Below are 21,346 nucleotides of genomic sequence, written 5' to 3'. Positions count from 1 at the left end.
TGATTGCGGAGTCGGATCGTACCAAATGGGGTGCACATGATACAAAGAAAAGGGAGCGGGAACTAACCATGCAGAACAGTGACGTTGTACGGGTGGGTTTGATGGGTCTGGGCACGGTCGGATGCGGAGTCGTCCGGCTTGTGGAAGAACACCAAGATGATTTGTATAACCAAACAGGGCAACGGATCGAAATCCGGAAGGTATTGGTGCAGGATCTCGATAAAAAAAGGCCGGTACCCTTGGAAAAATCGATGTTGACGGATGATCCGAGGGCCATCCTCGAAGATGAGGAGATCGATGTCATCGTTGAGGTGATGGGCGGGATCGAACCAGCCCGGGAGTGCATCCGACAGGCCTTGGAGAAAGGCAAACATGTAGTGACCGCCAATAAGGACCTGATGGCTCTGCACGGAGCGGAACTCCTCTCCGTTGCTGAGCGTCATGGATGCGATGTGTTCTATGAGGCGAGTGTAGCCGGTGGAATTCCCATCCTGCGAGCGCTGGTAGAAGGTTTTTCTTCCGACCGGATTACACAGATGATCGGCATTGTCAACGGCACTACCAACTACATCCTGACAGAGATGGATCGTAGGGGGGCCGGCTTTGAAGATGCTCTCACGCAGGCACAGGCTCTTGGTTATGCGGAGTCCGATCCCACCTCGGATGTGGATGGACTGGATGCAGCCCGTAAGATGGCCATCCTAGCCACCCTGGGTTTTCATATGGAGATGCCGCTGGAGGACGTAGAAGTACAGGGAATTGCGGATATTACGACAGAGGATGTTCAATTTGCGGAACAGCTAGGGTACCGGATGAAGCTGGTCGGAATCGCCCGTTCCGACGACGGCAAGGTGGAGGTAAGTGTTCAGCCGGCTCTTTTGCCCCAGAATCATCCCCTGTCCTCGGTGGACGGGGTGTATAACGCCGTATATGTCCATGGTGAGGCTGTGGGAGAGACCATGTTTTACGGGCCCGGGGCTGGGGACATGCCCACTGCTACCGCAGTTGTTTCCGATCTAGTAACCGTGGTGAAGAACATGCGCCTCGGGATCAACGGGAGCGGGATTGTTGCGCCCTATCGGGAAAAAGTACTAAAAACACCTCGGGAGATTCACTCTAAAACCTTCTTACGTTTGCACGTTTCCGATGAGGCGGGAGTGCTGGCCCAGTTGACCCGTATCTTTGCTGACGCAGGAGTGAGTTTGGAAAAAGTGCTTCAAGTCCCCCGCAGCCGGGAGAAGGAGGCGGAGATCATCCTGGTGACTCATACCGCCAGCCGCCACCAACTGAGACAAGTCCTTGCAAACGTTGAAGCTCTGGAATCTGTCCTAACCATCCAAAGCCATTACCGAGTCGAAGGGGGATGCTAAACATGTCAGAAGGAATTATTGCCCGTTACCGTCCATTTCTGCCCGTAACCGACCAGACACCAGAGGTTACTCTCCATGAGGGTAATACCCCCCTGATCCATGCCCCTGCTTTGTCGGATCAACTAGGGGTGGAACTGTATTTGAAAGTGGAGGGATTCAACCCGACCGGCTCTTTCAAGGACCGGGGGATGGTCATGGCTATCGCCAAAGCGGCGGAAGAAGGGAGTCGAGCGGTGATTTGCGCTTCTACCGGCAATACCTCCGCTTCTGCCGCCGCCTTTGCCGCACGGATGGGACTTCGTTGTATCGTCGTGGTTCCCGATGGTCACGTAGCCCTCGGAAAGCTGTCCCAGGCAGTGGTTTACGGAGCCGAAGTGCTGGCGGTGAAGGGAAACTTTGACCAAGCTCTGGAGATCGTGCGCGAGATTGCGCGGGAAGCCGACGTCACCCTGGTCAACTCCGTCAATCCTTACCGGATCGAAGGCCAGAAGACAGCTGCCTTTGAAGTATGCGACCGTCTCGGAGACGCTCCCGACGTTCTGGCTATTCCCGTCGGCAACGCGGGTAACATCTCTGCCTACTGGAAAGGGTTTAAAGAATATCGCGAGGCAGGATACAGCGGTAAACTTCCCCTCATGTGCGGGTTTGAGGCGGAAGGGGCGGCTGCTATCGTGCGCGGAGAGCGGGTGGAGAAGCCTGAGACGGTGGCGACAGCGATCCGTATCGGTAACCCGGCCAGTTGGGAAACGGCGGTGACGGCGGCCAAAGAATCCGGTGGCCTCATCGGCAGCGTCACGGACGAAGAAATTCTTAATGCCTATCGGGCATTGGCCCGCTGGGAAGGGGTTTTCTGTGAGCCGGCTTCTGCGGCCTCGGTAGCGGGAGTGAGTAAACTCCGACAGACAGGGGAGATTCCCGATCATGCCCGGGTCGTCTGCGTCCTGACAGGCAATGGTCTCAAGGATCCTACCACGGCGATGGATGCGATTCCGGTCAAACCCAAGGTTCTTCCCTGCGAAAAAAGGGCTGTATTGGCAGCGGTAGAAGACAAGGAGGAGGAGGCCCATGGAGGAATTTCAACCCTTTGAAACGGTAGTGCCGGGGAGTACCGCCAATTTGGGTTCCGGTTTTGACTCCATCGGCATGGCCCTCGACCGCTTCCTCCGCCTTCACATCGAACCCTCGGATCAACTGGAGCTGGACCCCAAAGGAGAAGCCCTTGCCCAAGTGGAACGCGGCAGGGACAACCTGGTTTTTCGGGTGATGGAGCAGCTTTTCCGTAAAGCGGGACAACAGATGCCTTCCCTCCGTATTGTTGCGGAAAGCGACATTCCCCTCGCTCGCGGCTTGGGTTCCAGTGCAGCTGCCATCGTGGCAGGGCTGATGGCTGCTAACTACCTGCTGGGAAAGCCATTTAGCCGGAAGGAATTGTTCCGGGAGGCGACAGAATGGGAGGGGCACCCCGATAATGTAGGGGCCTCCCTTTTTGGAGGTGTTGTGATCGCTTCCTGGGACGGGGAGCAGGTTCACCGCGTTAGTGCTCCGGTGCCCCCTTTTCAACTGGTGGCGGCCATTCCTCGGGTGTCTCTGGCCACCTCTCGCGCAAGGGAAGTGCTACCCGCCTCGATCTCCCATGGGGAAGCCGTACTCGGAAGCAGCCGGGCCAATCTACTGACGGCGGCTCTGCTTACAGGGGATGGGGAATTGCTCCGGGTCGGGATGAAAGATCGATTTCACCAACCTTACCGAATGGCGCTGGTGCCTGGTCTAGAGGAGTTGATCCAGGAGGCAGAGAACTATGGTGCCCTAGGGGTGGCTCTTTCCGGGGCGGGTCCCACCGTGGTTGCTTTCGCTTCCGATCCGGATTCTGTCGTTCGCTATATGGAAAGGGTATTCCAGAGGTTGGACGTAGAGGCTGACATCATACGCCTCCGTCCCAGCGGACAAGGGGCCGTTGTCCGATTGACAGGAGAGGAGCCCCGTAGTAAATTGGTGGGAAACATCAAAGGAGCGAGTCGATGAACGAGCCGGTAGCCTATTTAGGACCGCGCGGTACTTTCACCCATGAAGCGACGCGTGCCCTGTTTCCAGAGGATCATACCCTTCATACTCCATGTGACTCCATTCCGGATGTCCTAACCGCCGTTGATCGGGGGGAGTTCCCCTATGGTGTCGTTCCAGTTGAAAACGCCATCGAGGGGTCTGTCACTCTCACGCTGGATTGGTTGGTTCATCATGTGGATGTACCCATTACAGGAGAGCTTATCTATCCCATCGCCCAGCACTTGATGGTTCATTCGAGTCGGGCTGGAGAACCGCTTTCTAAAATTACCCGGGTCCTTTCCCACCCCCAGGCGGTTGCCCAGTGCCGCGGGTTTCTGCGGGAAAACTTGCCGAAGGCGGTCGTCACCTATGTGGACAGCACCGCTGATGCCGCTCGTCAGGTACGAGACCATGCAAGCGAGACATGGGCCGCTATCGGGCCATTCATGGCCCATCAATTATATGGCTTGCAGTTGGCCGCCCAGCAAATCCAGGATTACGAGAACAACTTCACCCGGTTCATCGTCGTCGGAAAGGAGTGGGCTCATCCCTTAGTCCTGCCTGAAAGCAGGAAATCGAGTCTGCTGGTGGCGCTTCCCTCGGATTATCCCGGCGCTCTCTATAAAGTATTGCAATCCTTTGTGGAAGAGGGAATCAACTTGTCTCGTATCGAATCGAGGCCAACTAAGAAAAAATTGGGGACCTACCATTTTTTTATTGACGCGGAAGCAGAGCTTTCCCAAAGCGGGATGGAGCGGGCCCTAACGAGTATGGAGAGTTGGGGTTGCCAGGTTCGTCGCCTTGGATCCTACCCTTGTCATTCTTATCAAACACTCAATAAAGCCCGGGTTGACAACACTTCCTGGGAGGCATATAATCATCGTTAAATATTGCGAAAGCTTTGTGATCAGGAGGGCACCTAGGGTTCCGCCCTGTGGCAGCAGGGGTCTGGTCCGAGCGGTGCCGACACCGGAAACCGGTGTTACACCGTGGGGAAAAAAGCCTCATGCGGCAGGTTCTGATTCTTTTTTCTACCTGCGCAGGAAGGCTTTTCATTTTATTTAAAACACGTTGACGGGGGTGCTTGTCCAATGGAAGAGCGCTGGGTGTTCATGGACGGGGAATATGTAAAAAAAGAGGAGGCGACTGTATCGGTCTTTGACCATGGATTCCTGTATGGTGACGGGATTTTCGAAGGAATCCGGGTCTATGAGGGCAATGTCTTCCGATTGCGCGAACATCTGGTTCGTCTGTATGAATCCGCCCACTCCATCCTTCTAGGCATCCCTTATACATTGGAAGAGATGGAGAAAGCGGTATTGGAAGCTGTTCGCAAAAATAGTCTGAAAAATGCTTACATCCGGCTGGTGGTATCGCGAGGGACGGGGGATCTCGGCCTTGACCCTGCTAAATGTTCTCATCCGAGGGTCATTATCATCGTTGATCAGGTAGTTATGTTTCCTCAGCGGATGTATGATGAAGGCTTAGCCATCGTCACGGTGCCGACTCGCCGAAATGTGCCCGATGCTCTGAACCCGAAGATCAAGTCCCTCAACTATCTCAACAATGTACTGGTGAAGATTGAAGCCAACCAGGCCGGAGTGGGTGAAGCCTTGATGCTCAACCATGAAGGCTATGTTGCCGAGGGCTCTGGGGACAATATTTTCATCGTCAAAAAAGGCGTGCTCTATACCCCGCCGTGTTATGTGGGCGCCCTTGACGGCATTACCCGTCAGGCGATCATGGATCTGTGTGGGCGCCTCGGGTATACGGTCAAAGAAGAACCCTTCACTCGTCATGACGTTTATGTGGCGGACGAGGTTTTCCTTACCGGCACCGCTGCGGAAGTGATCTCTGTCGTCAGTGTGGACGGTCGCACCATTGCCGACGGAAAGCCGGGATCGATCACGAATCACCTGCTGAACGAATTCCGCAAGCTTGTCAGAGTGGATGGTAGTCATGCTTATCCGGAAGAGGCTCGTGAATCGGAACTCGTCTCGGTGCAGGATAAACAGAAAGCCGCTGCAGGGCACGCGGGATAACATAGGCGCGGAAAACGCCTTGCGTTCCTTGAGATGGTTAAAGAATGATCGGATAATCAGGCTCCCTTTCGGGGGCCTTTTCCATTTTATTCGCAGGATCGACTAAAGGCTTATTTGTCAGATTTTTCTCGTTGACACCCTGTATATACAGGTTTAAGATGACCATGTAAGCGTTTTTTGGTAGGTCAGCGTGCCCATGAAAGGGGTTTCTCTGAAAACAACCCTGCATATACAGGTGCGAGAGTTGGTGGGAGATTCATGCAGGGAACCAAGGAGGGTATGGTAACCGATATAGGGTTTACGGAAGCGGCGGATTACTGTCCAGGATGAAACCGCCTTCACGTAGGGGGGGCGACGTCGAAAGAATCCTTACCTTGATATGAAACCGGCGAAGATCAAGTTCCCTGCTTGTGCAAGAGTTAGACGATTACACTTTGACATCAGAGAGGAGCCACACCATGAGTATCAGCCGACAGTCAGTGGAACAAATCGTCCAAGGCGTTGGCGGAAAAGAAAACATTTCTGCCGTGACCCACTGCATTACGCGACTGAGGTTTGCCTTGAAAGACGAGAGCAAAGTGGATAAGGAAAAACTGGAAAGCATTGATCTAGTGAAAGGGTCGTTTTCGACCAACGGTCAATTCCAAGTGGTGGTCGGTCAAGGAACGGTCGACAAGGTGTACAAAATACTGGTGGAACTGACCGGCCACACTGAATCCTCCAAAGAAGACGTAAAAGAAGCAGCCTCTAAAAACATGAATGTGCTGCAACGGATGGTCAAGGTCCTGGCTGACATCTTCATCCCGATTGTCCCGGCTATCGTGATGGCAGGTTTACTGATGGGGATCAACAATGTGCTTACCGGGCCGGGCATCTTTTATGAAGGAAAGTCCGTCGTTGACCTTCATCCCCAATGGAAAGATATCGCCGACATGATCAATTTGATGGCCAACACGGCCTTCACCTTCCTGCCGGCGCTTATCGGTTGGTCAGCGATGAAGAAATTCGGCGGCAGTCCGCTGCTGGGTATCGTCCTTGGGCTCATGCTGGTTCACCCCGATCTGTTGAATGCCTGGGGGTACGGGGAAGCTCTCAAGAAGGGGGAAGTGCCGACCTGGAACCTGTTTGGATTCGAGATTGAAAAAATCGGTTACCAGGGACAAGTTTTGCCGGTTCTCTTCTCAGCTTACGTCCTGGCAAAAGCGGAGATCTTCCTAAGAAAGCGCGTACCCGATTCGATTCAGTTGCTGGTGGTCGCTCCGGTTGCTCTTCTTCTCACAGGATTCCTCGCATTTATCGTCATTGGTCCGGTCACCTTCGCAATCGGCAACATGATCACGCAAGCTTTCGTCACGGTTTTTGACCAGTTCGCCGCTGTAGGGGGTCTATTGTATGGCGGTCTCTATGCGGTACTGGTGATGACGGGGATGCACCATACGTTCCTGGCGGTCGACCTGCAATTGATCTCTTCCGCCGGGGGCACATTCCTGTGGCCGATTCTCGCTCTTTCGAATATCGCTCAAGGGTCGGCAGCCCTGGCCGTGGGTTTTGCATCCCGAGATGAAAAAATGAAAGGTTTGTCCTTTCCCTCAGCAATTTCCGCCTTTCTGGGTGTTACCGAGCCGGCCATGTTCGCAGTCAATCTGCGCTACCGGTACCCGTTCGTGATGGGCCTGATCGGTTCAGCACTCGCTGGAATGGTGATTATGATCCTGGGGGTGAAAGCTTCGTCCATCGGTGTTGGCGGTATCCCTGGTTTCCTATCCATCTTCCCGCAAAATTGGGCAGCTTTCTTCCTTGGAATGGGTATCGTGCTCCTCATCCCCTTCGCCTTGACATTCATCTACACAAAAATCAAAGCTGGAAAATCTAAATAAAAACAGACATCAACCGGTTGGCCGGATTCCATCCGGTTGATGTCTGTTTCCGGCCTCAAGCCGGTGCGTGAAGAACCAGGAAATGCTAGAAGGAGCGATCGTGATGACGGAATGGTGGAGAAAAGCGGTTGTCTATCAAATCTATCCCAAAAGTTTCCGTGATACGACAGGAAACGGAGTAGGGGATCTCCGTGGAATCATCGAAAAGCTGGATTATTTAAAGGATCTCGGAGTCGACGTTTTGTGGTTGACACCGATCTATCGATCTCCCCAGCGGGATAACGGTTACGATATCAGTGATTACCGAAGCATCCATGAAGAATATGGGACGATGGAAGATTTTGAAGAATTGTTGGAGGAGGCCCATGCTCGTGGACTGAAGGTGCTGCTCGACATTGTGGTGAACCACACGTCGACGGAACATGCTTGGTTCCAGAAGGCTCGATCTTCCGAGGACAATCCTTACCGAGATTTTTATATATGGAAAGATCCGACTCCTGAAGGAGGAGTGCCTAATAACTGGCAATCCAAATTCGGCGGCTCTGCATGGGAATGGGACGAAAAAACGGGACAGTATTACCTGCATCTCTACGACGTTACCCAGGCAGACCTCAATTGGGAAAACATCCGCGTTCGACAAGAAGTATACGATATGATGCGCTGGTGGTTGGATAAGGGAGTGGATGGCTTCCGACTCGATGTGATCAATGTGATTTCCAAGGATCAGCGTTTCCCCGACGATGACGGTTCAGTGCCACCAGGGGACGGTCGTAAATTTTACACCGATGGCCCCCGGGTCCATGAGTTTTTTCGGGAGATGAATCAGGAGGTGTTCTCCCGTTATGAGATGATGACTGTGGGAGAGATGTCTTCCACCACCATCCCCGAGTGTATCCAATATACCCGGCCGGAAAACCGGGAGTTGAACATGACCTTTAACTTCCACCATCTAAAAGTGGATTACCCCGAGGGAGAGAAGTGGAAGCAAGGGGAGATGGACTTTAGCGCCTTGAAACGCATCCTATCCGAGTGGCAGGTGAAGATGCATGAGGGAGGCGGATGGAACGCTCTGTTCTGGTGCAACCACGACCAGCCCCGGATTGTCTCCCGGTTTGGAAATGATGGAAAATGGCACAAAGAGTCCGCGAAAATGCTGGCTACTGTCATCCATCTCATGCAGGGAACTCCCTTTATCTATCAGGGTGAAGAGATCGGAATGACCGATCCCAAATTTACTTCCATCGACCAATACCGGGACGTAGAGACACGCAATATGTATCGGATCTTGAAGGAAAAGGGTATCCCTGAAGCCGAAGTGATGGCTGTTATTGGGGAGAAATCCCGGGATAATTCCCGAACCCCGATACAATGGGATGCCACAGAACATGGGGGGTTCACCAGAGGTACACCCTGGATCGGAACGGCCCCCAATTTCCAGGAAATTAACGTGGAGAAAGCCCTTGCAGATCCGCATTCCGTCTTGTACCATTACAAGGAACTGATCCGCTTGCGTAAGGAGATGGACATCGTGACCACGGGGCGCTACGAACTGATCCTGCCCGATGATCCGAATCTCTTTGCCTACTTCCGTCACGGAGACGGGGAGAAGCTGCTGGTGGTCAACAATTTCACCGATCACCAAGTTCGATTTGAACTTCCCGATCCGGAAAGATGGGAAGGGTGGATGGGCGTTCAGCTTCTCACGAACTACCCTGCCAGCTCCGCCGATTTTCGCGGTATGGAGATGCGCCCCTACGAGTCCGTGGTTTTCCGTTTGACGAACTCGTAACGGATCGACCCGGTAAGGAAGGAGAGCAACTGGAAGGAAGGCGTACTGGATGGACAATATCTACTACAAGATTTACCGTGATTACGCAAAACAAATACAGAATGGCATCCTCCGCCCCCACAGCAAGCTCCCCTCGGAAAACGAGCTGGCTGAAGCCTATACCACTTCCCGGGAAACTGTGCGTAAAGGACTCAACCTTCTGGCCCAAAACGGGTATATCCAGAAAGTAAAGGGAAAGGGATCTTTTGTCCTTCCCATCGATCGGTTCGATTTTCCCGTTTCAGGCCTTGTCAGCTTTAAAGAGCTGGCTGCTAAGATGAGGGAAAGTCCGGTTACTCGAGTGGTCTCCCTGGAGGCAAGCCTGGCTGGAGAAGAGATCGCTTCCCGGCTGAAAGTGGGCCCTGACGAACCTATCTGGAAAGTGGTACGCACTCGGACGATGGATGGGGAGGCAATCATCCTGGATAAGGATTGGTTTCTCCAGTCTTGTGTGCCGGACCTGACAAAAGAGATCTGTGAAGACTCAATCTATCAATACCTGGAGAAAACGATGGACATTCCGATCAGCTTCGCGAAGAAGGTGATCACGGTCGAGGAAGCGACCGAAGAGGACAGCTCCCTCCTCGACTTGACCCGCCATGAGCTGATCGTTGTCGTTCGAAACTACGTCCACCTCGAGGACGCTCAACTTTTCCAGTACACCGAATCCCGCCATCGACCGGATAAATTCCGTTTTGTCGATTTCGCGCGAAGGCAATAATGCGGAAGAAAGCCCTCATAAAAAAAGCGATGGCCCCTTTTTTAGGGGGCCATCGCTTTTGCTTTTCAAAAGGATGATGATAGGATTCGCGGGGCTTATTTGCGCAACCAATCGGTATGGAAAGTCCCTTCCTTGTCCACCCGTTGATACGTGTGGGCACCGAAATAGTCCCGTTGTGCCTGAAGCAGGTTGGCAGGGAGGCGCTCCAGGCGGTAACTGTCGAAATAGGCCAGAGCACCGGACATGCCGGGGACAGGGATGCCGCTGTGAACGGCAAGGGCGACGACTTTACGCCAGGAGGTTTGGTAACGATCCACCACTTCTTGGAAGTAGGAGTCGAGGAGCAGGTTGGTGAGAGCAGGTTCCCGGTCGTAAGCTTCTTTGATGTTCTGCAAGAAGCGCGCCCGAATGATGCAACCACCGCGGAAAATCATGGCGATGCTACCGTAGTCCAAGTTCCAGTCATATTCATTGGATGCTGCCCGCATCTGGGCGAAACCCTGGGCGTAGGAGCAGATTTTACTGGCGTAGAGGGCTTGGCGGATCGATTCGATCCATTTTTTCTTGTCGTCGGTAGCGATGCCGGAGTCGGGACCACGCAAAATACGGGAAGCTTTCTGCCGTTCCTCCTTCATCGCAGACAGGAAACGGGAAAAGACGGATTGGGTGATGATGGAGAGAGGAACTCCCAGATCGAGGGCGCTCTGGCTGGTCCATTTTCCCGTTCCTTTCTGGCCGGCGGTATCCAGAATAACATCGACGAGCGCTTTGCCGGTCTCTTCATCCTTTTTGGTGAAGATGTCTGCTGTAATTTCAATGAGGTAGCTGTCCAATTCCCCTTCGTTCCACTCGGCGAAGACCTGGGCCAGTTCTTCATTGGAAAGGCCGAGTCCTTCTTTCATTAAGTGGTAAGCTTCGGAGATCAATTGCATGTCACCGTACTCGATCCCGTTGTGGACCATTTTTACGTAATGTCCAGCGCCATCGGGACCGATATATGTGGTACAGGGCTCTCCCTCTACCTGGGCCGCGATGGCTGTCAAGATCGGCTCTACCAGCTTGTAGGCACTCTTTTGGCCGCCGGGCATGATGGAGGGGCCTTTGAGAGCCCCTTCTTCGCCGCCTGAGACCCCTGCCCCGATGAAGCGGATCCCTTCGTCTTCCAGCTCCTTGTTGCGCCGCATCGTATCCTCGAAATAGGCGTTGCCGCCGTCGATCAGGATATCCTCTTTATCCAGGAGGGGTTTCAGTTGTTCGATGGTTTTATCCGTTGCTTCCCCGGCTTTCACCATCAACAGGATGCGGCGAGGTGTCTCCAGAGAGGAGACGAATTCTTCCAGGCTAAAAGTACCCTTCAGATTTTTGCCTTCGGCTTCTTTCAAAACCTGTTCCGTTTTCTCCGGTGACCGGTTGTAAACAGAGACGGAGAATCCTTTGCTCTCGATGTTGAAGGCCAGGTTTTTACCCATGACGGCCAGGCCGATAACACCGATCTGTTGTTTGGACAAAGGCGATCATCCTTTCTTGGTCTGAATACTGGGACTTAGGAAATAGGCGGATGTTCACAGTATAGTATCCCTTTGAAGCGGGATCAATCGTCAAAGGGAAGAAATCCTCAAAGTAAGCCGTTAAGACTTTTCCAATTCATCCAGAGTACGGTCGTTGCCTGATCGTAAATGACGGGTTGATGAATAACTAGGCAGGGGAGAAGCCCCATAGATTGCCCGTTTATGGCCCATTTTGTAGGTGATTAGAGGGGAAGCGGCGGAAGTTGGCTCAGGGGTGCCATCAAATCGTTTTGTTGGTAACTAGAATACCAGCATCCCGGGACGGAAAAACATCCCATTGTCAACCTTTTTTCCATTCGTTATACTGGTTACCGATTGTCAACAATCGAATGATGACGAAATCCTCATCGCTGTAAGGTGAGGTAGAGGTTGCGGTTTTCATTAGTAACCCGCAGGAGGGACGGAGTTCCCTAGGAACGCGGGAGAAAGGGAAAGCCGCCGAAGTCTGTGCTGTCGTCTCCGGACGGTCAGGCTGGGCCTGTTTCCGACAAGGGACAGGACTGTCACGTCGGCTCTCGCTGCTGCCGTGGTGCGCTATCTTCGCGGAAGGTGATGTGGTTTGCACAGTACCGTCGAAGATCGTTTTCGGCGGTATTTTCTATTATCTATCGCGTGGGTATTTGCCAAAAAAGGTGATAGCGAAAGGGTTGTTGAATCTTCTGCAATAAATAAAAAAGAGGGGTGCAATCATCCATGCAAGTAACTTCGGAAAACGGAGCATCTTCGGGAGGGTTGAAGAGAGATTTAAAGTCCCGCCACCTGTCGATGATCGCCATTGGTGGAGCCATCGGGACGGGGCTGTTTGTAGCCAGTGGAAGCTCCATTCATGAAGCCGGCCCCGGCGGGGCACTGACTGCCTACGTTGCTGTGGGAATCATGGTCTATTTTTTGATGACCAGCTTGGGGGAGATGGCCTCTTTCATGCCCGTCTCCGGCTCCTTTAGCACCTATTCCTCCCGTTTTGTCGACCCGGCCCTCGGTTTTGCTATGGGATGGAATTATTGGTATAACTGGGCGATTACTATCGCCGCCGATTTGTCAGCAGCCACGCTGGTAATGAAATTCTGGTTCCCTGATACGTCTTCAATTTTGTGGAGCAGCCTTTTTCTTTCGATCTTGGTCGGGTTGAACTTCCTCTCCGTCCGCGGTTTCGGTGAAGCGGAATACTGGTTCGCCTTTATTAAGGTGGGAACGGTGGTCATTTTCCTCATCGTTGGCGTTTTGATGATTTTTGGAATCATGGGAGGTCAGGCTGTCGGTTTTCATAATTGGACGTTGAACGACGCCCCCTTCCATGGAGGATGGGCTGCCATCCTGGCCGTATTCATGGTGGCTGGTTTTTCCTTTCAGGGTACGGAGTTAATCGGGGTAGCTGCCGGGGAAAGCGAAAATCCCCGTAAGAATATCCCGCGTGCCATCCGCCAGGTCTTCTGGCGTATCCTGCTCTTCTATGTGTTCGCCATTTTAATCATTGGCCTGATCATTCCTTACACGGATCCTAAGTTGGTGAACGATGACTTGGGAAACATCGCGGTTAGCCCTTTCACCATCGTCTTCAATAAAGCGGGCCTGGCTTTTGCCGCCTCAGTGATGAACGCGGTGATTCTGACAGCAGTGCTATCTGCGGGCAACTCGGGAATGTACGCCTCCACTCGGATGCTGTGGTACCTGGCCAAAGAAGGCCACGCTCCCCGACTATTCGCCCGGGTAAACCGCCGTGGAATCCCTGTGTTTGCCCTGCTCGCCACTACCGTTATCGGCATGTTGGCCTTCCTTGCTTCCATCTTTGGGGATGGGACAGTCTATGTCTGGTTACTCAATGCTTCTGGTCTGTCCGGCTTCATCGTTTGGTTGGGAATAGCGATCAGCCATTACCGTTTTCGAAAAGCGTACGTGGCTCAGGGCAGGGATCCTTCTAAGCTTCCCTATCGAGCTAAATGGTTCCCCTTCGGCCCGTTGTTCGCTTTCGCCCTCTGTCTGATCGTCATTGCCGGGCAGAACTGGTCGGCCTTTACCGGCGGGGGAGTCGACTGGTACGGGCTGCTCGTCGCTTACATCGGTATCCCCCTTTTCCTCATCCTGTGGCTCGGCTATAAGTGGGTGAAGAAAACGAAGGTAGTTCCGCTTATGGAATGCCGGTTCGACGAGGAAAAATAAGAATAAGAGGAAGCAGGTACCCGGCCCTGGGGAATGGGCCGGGTTTTTTATTTTGGATGGCCTTGGTTTGAGGCATATCGGCATCTTATCGGGTCATATTAAGAGAAACTGCCTCACATGGACGGTAGTAGCGAAAGGGAGGGGAACGTCATGAAAAAGAGGAAACGACCGCTGTCTCTGAATCGTAAAAAGCGTTCCCAATCCACGTCGAAAAAGGAAGTAGAACTGGACGAGTCTTTGCAAAAGAATGTGGAGTACATTGAGGAAACCCTCTTTCACAGCCAGGATCTCAAGAAAAGAAAGATCCGTTTTAACGGCCGGGATGGGATGATCCTGTACATCGATTCCCTGACGGACACTCAGTTAATCCGTCGGGATGTGGTAAAGCCCTTGTCCCAGGAGCCGGAAGGGGATTTGGAAGAGAATCTCCTCGCTGTGGATTTTCAGGAGGAAAAGAGCCTGGCGAGTGCTGTAGAAGCCGTCATCGCGGGTCATTCGGTACTGCTCCTGGACGGGCAACGCTCGTTTTTTACCTTGGGTACGAATGCTACTCACGCGCGGAGTATGAGTGAACCGGAAAACGAAAGCGTCGTCCGCGGACCTCATGATGGGTTTGTGGAGCAACTGACTATCAATCTTTACAGCATTCGAAAACGGATCGAGAGCCCCCATTTGACGGTCCGTTTCATCGAAGTAGGAAGAGTGACCAAAACAAAGCTCGCCATGGTCTATATGCGGGATCTGGCCAATCCGGACTTGATCCGGGAGATCGAGAAGCGAATGAAGTCCATTTCTTCCGATTCGGTGATCTCCCCTGGTTACATCCAGGAATTCACTGAGGATAATCCCTGGTCTCCTTTTCCTCAGCAACTTAGCACGGAGCGGCCGGACCGGGCGGTGGCCAATCTGATGGAGGGGAGAGTGGCGATTCTTTCTGAAGAAAGCCCGACAGCCTTGATTGTACCGGTCACTCTGTATGCCTTCTACCAATCCCCGGACGACTACCACGGTCGCTGGATCATTGGTTCGTTTGTTCGAGCGATCCGCCTAATGAGTTTTTTGATCGCCACCCATTTACCCGCCTTATATATCGCCACCGTTTCCTTTCACCCGGAGATTTTGCCGATTGACTTGATTTTTACCATTAAAAGCACCTTGGAGAGGGTTCCCTTTCCGCCTCTGATCGAAGCGATGCTGATGGAATTGATCTTTGAACTACTTCGAGAGGCTGGGGTTCGTCTACCCAGCCGGGTAGGTCAGACCATCGGCATAGTGGGCGGTCTCGTCATCGGCGATGCAATCGTGCGTGCAGGTTTGGTTTCCTATTCGATGATCATCGTGGTTGCCCTGACGGCCATCGCTTCCTTTCTGGTCCCCTCCCATGAGATGAGTACGGCAATCCGTTTGCTTCGGTTTCCTTTAATGATCGCAGCGGCCACCCTGGGATATATCGGGATCAGCTTCGGGTTGATGATAGTCATCATCCACCTATGTAAATTGCAATCCTTCGGCACACCTTATTTGGCTCCTCTTGCCCCCCTTCATTTGAAGGACATGAAAGATGTCCTTTTTCGGGCGCCGATCTGGCAAATGAATCAACGTCCCCACGATCCGCATCCACAACGAAAGAAGCAGCAAGCCTACTCGAGGGAGTGGAATCAGCGTGATCAGCGAGAAAAGTAGAATTACCCAGGGGCAGCTTGCTTTTTTTATCTTGCAAACGCAAATAGGAACCGGAATTTTGTCTCTGGCTCATGATGTTCAATTTGTAGCGAAAGGTGGCGGATGGATTTCCGTCCTGATCGCGGGAATCGCCGCGCAACTCCTCATTTTAGTGATGTGGTTACTCATGCGGCGTTTTCCCAGTTCAACGATCTATGATGCCCTGCCTCGGATCATTGGCCGTTTTCCCGGAAAAGCTGTTGCTTTTATTTACGTGGTCTATTTTTTAGTGGTCGGGGGAGCTGTATTGGTGAGGGCAGCAGGGATTATCAATAAGTGGATGTTGACGGAAACTCCCCGTTGGGTTCTGGTCGTGTTGGTGGTTACTGCTGCAGCTTATCTGGTACGGGAAAGCCTCAGGACCATAGCCCGGTTTTATTTGTTGGTTTCTCTCCTCGTTCCCCTGTTTTTCTTGCTGATCGCATATGGGTATCCGAAGGTTGACTACTTTACTTATTTTCTTCCCATCCAGGAAGCCGGGTGGGGGAATATCGCAAAAGGTGCCAAACAAGCGGTGACAGCTATGTATGGTTTTGAGATGTTGCTGGTGATTTACCCCTTTGTGGAAGGAAAGAGCGGCGGAAAATGGAAGGCCGTTTCATTGGCTGTCGGCTTGGTTACCCTCTTTTATACCTTTGTAACCCTTTCATGCCTCATTTACTTTGCCCCGGAGGAACTGGCCGTCACTCCCGAGCCCGTCTTATTTATGTTGAAGACGTTTCAAATTCAGGTGGTGGATCGCGCAGACCTGATCTTTCTATCCTTATGGTTTCCCAATGTAGCCGCCTCCATCTTCAGTTACATTTATGCCGGTGCCAACGGGCTGGGCTATCTTTTTCACAAGGGGAACCATAAAAAAGCGGTCCTCTACGCCGCTGTAATCTGTGGGATTGTCGCTCTCCTACCTCAAACGCCGGCGGAAGTCGATACCTTAAGCAAAGGGATCGACCAGGCTACGTATGTGTTTGTAGGAGGGCTCCCCGTTTTGTTGTGGTTGCTGGCGATCTTTCGGAAAAAGAAAGGGGGAGGGGAAGCGTGAACAAGTGGATCCGTCGGTTGCTGATGGTGATGAGCCTCCTTCTCCTGCCAGGGTGCTGGGATCAGGATTTACTCAAAGATGCGCGATTGCTGTATGCTTTAGCCTTTGACCGTGCTCCTGGAGAAAAGATGATGCAAACCGTTACCATCCGGGATATGCCGACGACGGAACAGGGGGAACCCGTTAATGAAGTCTATTCCGCCCTCGGGGACTCACCCAGGGATGCAACGGATTCCTTGGCCCGGAAAATCTCCGGCAGTTACCGTGTCTATAAGGCCCAGGTTCTCTTGCTGGGAAAATCCCTTGCCAAAACCGACATTTATCCGTATTTCGATGTTTTTTTTCGTGACCCCAAAGATCCGATCAACACGAAGGTGGCGGTAGTGGACGGGAAAGGGGGAGACATTCTGCGGATGAAAAAGGTGGGGAATCAACTGATTGGTGAATTTCTGTACGATCAAGTGACGAGCAAAGAGCAATTGAGTGTGTTTCCGGAAGAGAGCCTGCAATCGATCCGTCCGATTATGCTCGACCCAGGAAGGGACTTTCTGCTCCCTTACATTAAACAGGAGGGAGGAGAGGTTGTCGCTAAGGGATCGGCGATGTTTCACGGTCACCACCTTACCGGTATCCTGGCTCCTGATGAGACAACGTTGTATTTACTCGCCCTGGGGAAACAGGGAAAGGTTGCCCGATTTACTGAAAAAGTAGACCCCGGCCTGCCGTCAAATCCGGCCAACTATATCACGATTGACGTGGCGAAGTCCAAGCATACATTGAAGGTGAAGGTTCAACCCGACGGGAAGATCATTGCGGATGTCGGTTTGTATCTAAAGGTGTCGGTGCCCGAATACTTTCCGAACCGGATGGCCGATGAAAAGCAGGTACAACGGCTGAATCAAGTTTTGTCCAAAAAATTGACCAAAAAGGCGAAGAAAATGATTCGGAAGACACAAGCGGCACACTGCGACGCCTTGGGCGTTGGCAGAAATCTGATCGCCTACCACCCCGAAGTATGGAAGAAAAAGAAGTGGACACGGGATTATCCCAAGGTTCAATTCCAAACCAAAGTGAAAGTAGAAATTATCGGGAGTGGAGTGATTGGTTAGCGGGAACGGTAGAAAACACCCTCCTTCAGGGCATGGAAGGAGGGTGTTTTGATTGATCGGTAGAGATCAGCGGGTATTCATCGCTTGTAACAAGCGTTCAGCTATCACTTCGTATCCCTTGTCGTTGGGATGGAGCTGGTCTTTGTACAGAAGTTTGGGATGAAGCTGGAAGATATCTGATACGGGGATAACGACGATCCCTTCAAATTCCTGGGAAACGGAATGGATAGTTTGATTCCACAGGACCACTTCAGTTGTCGTTTTTTCTTTATTCTCCAAAGCACTGAAGGGGTTGTATAATCCGATCAGGAACACCGGAGCGTTAGGATTTTCCTGTCGGATATCGGTCAGGATTCTACGGAGGTTTTTTTTATATTTTTTTCGAGTGGCTTCCGCCCGTTTCAGATTTGGCTGATCCGGTGTGCCGCTTGCCCGGATGAGGTCGTTGCCTCCGATAGTGAGGCTGATGTGATCGGCTTGGTTCAAGAGTTGTCGGATACGTTTTTGTGTCATTTGGTTTCTTAGTTGGTAAGATGTCTGTCCCTTGATCCCGAGATTGATGACACGGAGGGATCTCTCTTTTTTCTGCAGGGCCGTACGAACCCGACCGACATAGCCCTGTCCTTTGGAATCACCCGTGCCCCGTGTAAGGGAATCGCCCAAGGCTAAAAACAAGCCCTCTTCAGGTGAGGATGGATTCTCTGTAAGGGCGGTTGATTGGCTTCCGAAATAAGGAGCTGAGATTTCCTGCATAACAAGACTGAAGCCAGCGGCAATCAATACGAGGGAACCGGCGAGAACGCTGAATAAAATCCAAACTGACCGTCCTTTGTATTTCATTCCAATCTCCTTATCTGGGGGGTATGGTCAGGTTATTTTGCCCTGGATGCCGGATGAGTGGCTAGAGGACAACCTCAATGAATCGTTCTTATATCTTTTCCTCCCGGAAAGGGGGCAAACCGCCTATCTGCGCATATACATAAAACGTATTTGTTTTTTGAGGGAGGGAATGAGATTTGAAGCTTCACATTGTTCAATCGGGAGACACGTTGTGGAAGATTGCCCAACGCTATGATATTCCGCTTCAGAAGCTGATCGACATGAACCGTGACATCCAGGATCCGGATTATTTGGAGCCAGGGACGAAAGTCCAGATTCCAACGGGCAAGGTGTCTGTCCATGTTCAGAAGAAAGAGGAATTGGAAGTAAGCGGGGAGAAGCCTCCCCACCAACCCCCGAAGCCGGAATATCCCAAAGAATCGCCGGAAGCGCCCATGCGACCCATGCCCCCGCGAAAACCGGGGGCAGAGCCATATCCGTCCCCTATGCTGCCGCCGATGCCAAAGATGCCACCAATGCCAAAGATGCCCGAAATGCCAAAGATGCCCGAAATGCCAAAGATGCCGCCGATGCCACCGATGCCGGAAGCTCCGGCTTATACGCCACCGGGATCAAGCCCAGGAATACCAGGCGGAGCCCCGGGGGGTGGATATCAGCCAATACCGCCCACGGGAGGGTGTCGCCCGGACAGGGGGCGTGGCTACCCCTCCCCCATGCCGGGATATGGCTACCCGCTTCCCGGGCCCGGCTACGGGAGTCCTGGTTTCGGCTATTCACCCTGTGCTCCCTGCGGTCCCCGTTATCCGATGGGCGGGATGCCTGGTTATAGCCCAGGGTACCCCCCAGGTTATATGCCACCCGGATATACGCCAGGTTCCATGCCGGGATATACTCCGGGTTATCCGCCGATGCCCCCTAGGTATGGAACCCCCGGTTATGGTGCTGGGCCCATGACTGGAGGGTACGGAAGCGGAAACTCCCATGCCCCTGATTTTACCTCGGTTCTCTATGAAGAGGAAGAGTCCCTTGAATCGAGTTCCGGGGAGGAATTCTAGAGAGTGAACCGGAGGGCTACCCATGGAAGGGCATATGGTGGAATGGGGGCAGATTCTGGGAGAGCCGGTTTCTGAAGCGATTCCTTTTCACCGGAATTGGATTGTTACCACATCCCGAGGAAAATGGGTGGTAAAGAGGATTCGGCATCCTGGGCATGTGCGGTGGTGGCTATGGGTGGAACGGGAGATGCGGCTTCGGGGGTTCACCCCCATGCCGACGATTCGTACGGACGGGGTTCGTTGGCTACTTACCGAGTGGATTGAGGGGAAACGGGCCAGTTATCGTCGAAAGGAAGACATTCAGGTGGTCGCTGATTTGTTGGGTCGGTTCCACCGGACGGGGCGAGGGTTGACCATTCATCCGCTAGGGAATGGTCGGTATAATCTAGCGGAGAAGGTTCGGTCCCGGTTTCGTTCCTTTTTCTCCCTTGTCAAAGAAGTAGGCAACCGAGGAGAGCCAGGAGCGCTTCTCCGTTCATATGGGCAGGAGTTCTGTGAGTACGGACGGGAAGCCCTCCAGCGATTGGAACAGCTTCCCCTGGTTGAGTTGTGTGCTTGGGACCGAAGGACCCATTCTCTGACCCACCGGGACCTGGCTAGCCACAATATTCTATTGGGGGATCAAGCTTGGCTAATTGACTTTGAAACAGCGGATTATGATTGCCAGGTAGGAGACTTATGGCAGCTTCTCTCCAGAGGTTTAAGTGAGCAGGGATGGGATGGGCGGGTGGCATGGGAAGTCCTTGATGCCTATGAGGCGCATCGTTCGCTTACTCCGCCGGAAAAACAGGTGCTGGCGGCACTCTTCGCCTTTCCCAACGAGTTTTTCAGGGAAGCCCTGGGCCTGTTCCACCAAAAAGAGGGATACGGAGAGGCAAAGACTCTCCCCTACCTTCAAAAATTGGCTCGAGAAACTCCCCGCTGGCGGTCGTTTCTCCAGAGCCTCGACGGTTGGTAGAAAGAAGAAAAAGCTTGTGGTATCATGAACATGATTTCACAAGCTTTTTTTATGTCCCGGCTCGGGTAGTGCCTGCTGGCGGGAGGACCTTTATTACCATAGAGCCGGAGTCGATAGGATCCGCCTGTCATTGAAAAGGACGGTGGATCCTTTGCCATGCCCGGCTAGCTCATTCAGCACTGGCTGGGCAGGACCCGAAGCAATTGAAAGAGGTGATCAGGATGGCCGGCCATTCTAAATGGAAAAACATTCAACACCGTAAAGGGCGCCAGGACGCCCTCCGGGGGAAAATCTTTGCCAAACTGTCCCGAGAAATCACCGTGGCGGCTCGAGAGGGCGGAGATCCGGATATAAACCAAAGGCTGCGTCTTGCGATTGCCAAGGCGCGTTCCCAAAATATGCCTAATGACAATATTGAACGAGCGATTAAAAAAGGAACCGGTGAAGAAGGTGGGGGCAACTATGAGGCTGCCACTTACGAGGGTTATGGTCCTGGAGGAGCCGCCGTCATGGTGGAGGCCCTCACTGATAACCGCAACCGGACCGCCGCCGACGTACGCCACATCTTTACCAAACGGGACGGAAACTTGGGTGAGGCAGGTTGTGTTGCCTGGATGTTCGAGCGAAAAGGCATCCTCACCATCGACCGGGAACATACCGACAAGGGAGAAGATGATGTGCTGATGTTGGCCCTGGAGGCAGGAGCAGAAGATTTCGAGGCAACGGAGGAGACCTTTGAAATCACCACCTCTCCTGAAGCCTTTGAAGAGGTGAAAAATACGTTGGAGGAGGAAGGCTTTCCATTCTCCACAGCGGAAGTGACGATGGTTCCCAAAAACACCGTCGACCTCACTGGGGAGCAGATACCGAAAATGCTCGCTTTGATGGAAGCCTTGGAAGATCACGATGACGTACAAAGTGTTTATGCCAACTTTGAAATGGATGATGTAGAACTGGAGAAGTACGGCGGATAAGACACTCTTTTCTTGAGAAACAACTACGATCCCTCTCCAACGC

Annotated in this window: 17 protein-coding genes and 2 riboswitches; of the genes, 15 read left to right on the top strand and 2 right to left on the bottom strand. The window is 52.7% G+C overall.

Going from position 1 to position 21,346, the window contains the following annotated elements; all coding sequences use genetic code 11:
• Positions 1–68 precede the first annotated feature (68 nt).
• The 8 genes from ACFOUO_RS16180 to treR all read left to right on the top strand — a co-directional run bounded on the left by ACFOUO_RS16180 (position 69) and on the right by treR (position 9,881).
• Entirely contained in the window at positions 69–1,370 is a 1,302-nt protein-coding gene (locus ACFOUO_RS16180) for a homoserine dehydrogenase (RefSeq protein ID WP_380706168.1), read from the top strand.
• A gap of 2 nt (positions 1,371–1,372) precedes the next feature.
• Entirely contained in the window at positions 1,373–2,458 is a 1,086-nt protein-coding gene (thrC, locus tag ACFOUO_RS16175; RefSeq protein WP_380706167.1) for a threonine synthase, read from the top strand.
• Entirely contained in the window at positions 2,436–3,392 is a 957-nt protein-coding gene (thrB, locus tag ACFOUO_RS16170) for a homoserine kinase (protein ID WP_380706166.1), read from the top strand. Before thrC ends, thrB begins: the two co-directional genes overlap by 23 nt.
• Positions 3,389–4,300 carry a prephenate dehydratase gene (gene pheA, locus ACFOUO_RS16165; RefSeq protein WP_380706165.1) on the top strand — a complete coding sequence of 304 codons (912 nt, stop codon included), beginning with the start codon at positions 3,389–3,391 and terminating at the stop codon, positions 4,298–4,300. Before thrB ends, pheA begins: the two co-directional genes overlap by 4 nt.
• 21 nt (positions 4,301–4,321) lie before the next feature.
• Positions 4,322–4,426, top strand: a riboswitch (guanidine-I (ykkC/yxkD leader).
• A gap of 78 nt (positions 4,427–4,504) precedes the next feature.
• A complete protein-coding gene (gene ilvE / locus ACFOUO_RS16160; RefSeq protein WP_380706164.1) occupies positions 4,505–5,455 on the top strand; it encodes a branched-chain-amino-acid transaminase in 951 nt (316 codons plus the stop codon).
• Between the two features lie 458 nt (positions 5,456–5,913).
• A complete protein-coding gene (gene treP / locus ACFOUO_RS16155; protein ID WP_380706163.1) occupies positions 5,914–7,332 on the top strand; it encodes a PTS system trehalose-specific EIIBC component in 1,419 nt (472 codons plus the stop codon).
• Positions 7,333–7,435: 103 nt separating this feature from the next.
• The gene (gene treC, locus ACFOUO_RS16150; RefSeq protein WP_380706162.1) at positions 7,436–9,121 is read left to right on the top strand and encodes an alpha,alpha-phosphotrehalase; all 1,686 of its coding nucleotides are present in this window, start codon (positions 7,436–7,438) and stop codon (positions 9,119–9,121) included.
• Between the two features lie 49 nt (positions 9,122–9,170).
• The gene (gene treR / locus ACFOUO_RS16145) at positions 9,171–9,881 is read left to right on the top strand and encodes a trehalose operon repressor (protein WP_380706161.1); all 711 of its coding nucleotides are present in this window, start codon (positions 9,171–9,173) and stop codon (positions 9,879–9,881) included.
• A gap of 95 nt (positions 9,882–9,976) precedes the next feature.
• Here the strand turns inward: treR and gndA are convergent, their stop codons facing one another.
• Positions 9,977–11,389 (bottom strand): NADP-dependent phosphogluconate dehydrogenase, encoded by a 1,413-nt coding sequence (gndA, locus tag ACFOUO_RS16140; RefSeq protein ID WP_380706160.1) that lies wholly within the window; start codon positions 11,387–11,389, stop codon positions 9,977–9,979.
• A 415-nt stretch (positions 11,390–11,804) separates the two neighbouring features.
• A riboswitch (Lysine riboswitch) is annotated at positions 11,805–11,994 on the top strand.
• A gap of 148 nt (positions 11,995–12,142) precedes the next feature.
• On the opposite strand from gndA, the gene ACFOUO_RS16135 reads away from it, so the two are divergent.
• From ACFOUO_RS16135 to ACFOUO_RS16120, 4 genes are all read left to right on the top strand, one after another.
• Complete coding sequence (locus ACFOUO_RS16135) at positions 12,143–13,606, top strand: amino acid permease (RefSeq protein ID WP_380706159.1); 1,464 nt, start codon at positions 12,143–12,145, stop codon at positions 13,604–13,606.
• A gap of 171 nt (positions 13,607–13,777) precedes the next feature.
• Positions 13,778–15,289, top strand: coding sequence for a spore germination protein (locus ACFOUO_RS16130; protein ID WP_380706280.1), 1,512 nt, complete (start codon positions 13,778–13,780; stop codon positions 15,287–15,289).
• Positions 15,270–16,367, top strand: a complete 1,098-nt coding sequence (locus ACFOUO_RS16125; protein WP_380706158.1) for a GerAB/ArcD/ProY family transporter — start codon at positions 15,270–15,272, stop codon at positions 16,365–16,367. The genes ACFOUO_RS16130 and ACFOUO_RS16125 overlap by 20 nt, the downstream gene beginning before the upstream one ends.
• Positions 16,364–17,476, top strand: coding sequence for a Ger(x)C family spore germination protein (locus tag ACFOUO_RS16120; protein WP_380706157.1), 1,113 nt, complete (start codon positions 16,364–16,366; stop codon positions 17,474–17,476). Before ACFOUO_RS16125 ends, ACFOUO_RS16120 begins: the two co-directional genes overlap by 4 nt.
• A gap of 66 nt (positions 17,477–17,542) precedes the next feature.
• Here the strand turns inward: ACFOUO_RS16120 and ACFOUO_RS16115 are convergent, their stop codons facing one another.
• Positions 17,543–18,316 carry a GDSL-type esterase/lipase family protein gene (locus tag ACFOUO_RS16115; RefSeq protein ID WP_380706156.1) on the bottom strand — a complete coding sequence of 258 codons (774 nt, stop codon included), beginning with the start codon at positions 18,314–18,316 and terminating at the stop codon, positions 17,543–17,545.
• A gap of 176 nt (positions 18,317–18,492) precedes the next feature.
• Here ACFOUO_RS16115 and ACFOUO_RS16110 point away from each other — a divergent pair, with 176 nt between their 5' ends.
• The 3 genes from ACFOUO_RS16110 to ACFOUO_RS16100 all read left to right on the top strand — a co-directional run bounded on the left by ACFOUO_RS16110 (position 18,493) and on the right by ACFOUO_RS16100 (position 21,303).
• Entirely contained in the window at positions 18,493–19,371 is an 879-nt protein-coding gene (locus tag ACFOUO_RS16110) for a LysM peptidoglycan-binding domain-containing protein (RefSeq protein WP_380706155.1), read from the top strand.
• Between the two features lie 22 nt (positions 19,372–19,393).
• Positions 19,394–20,329 carry a phosphotransferase gene (locus ACFOUO_RS16105; protein WP_380706154.1) on the top strand — a complete coding sequence of 312 codons (936 nt, stop codon included), beginning with the start codon at positions 19,394–19,396 and terminating at the stop codon, positions 20,327–20,329.
• Positions 20,330–20,550: 221 nt separating this feature from the next.
• A complete protein-coding gene (locus ACFOUO_RS16100; RefSeq protein WP_380706153.1) occupies positions 20,551–21,303 on the top strand; it encodes a YebC/PmpR family DNA-binding transcriptional regulator in 753 nt (250 codons plus the stop codon).
• Positions 21,304–21,346: the final 43 nt, after the last annotated feature.

The organism is Salinithrix halophila (assembly GCF_042650125.1).
Classification (GTDB): domain Bacteria; phylum Bacillota; class Bacilli; order Thermoactinomycetales; family DSM-45169; genus Salinithrix; species Salinithrix halophila.
The sequence above is the reverse complement of the archived record's forward strand: the minus strand, read 5'-3'. Positions and strand labels throughout refer to the sequence as shown.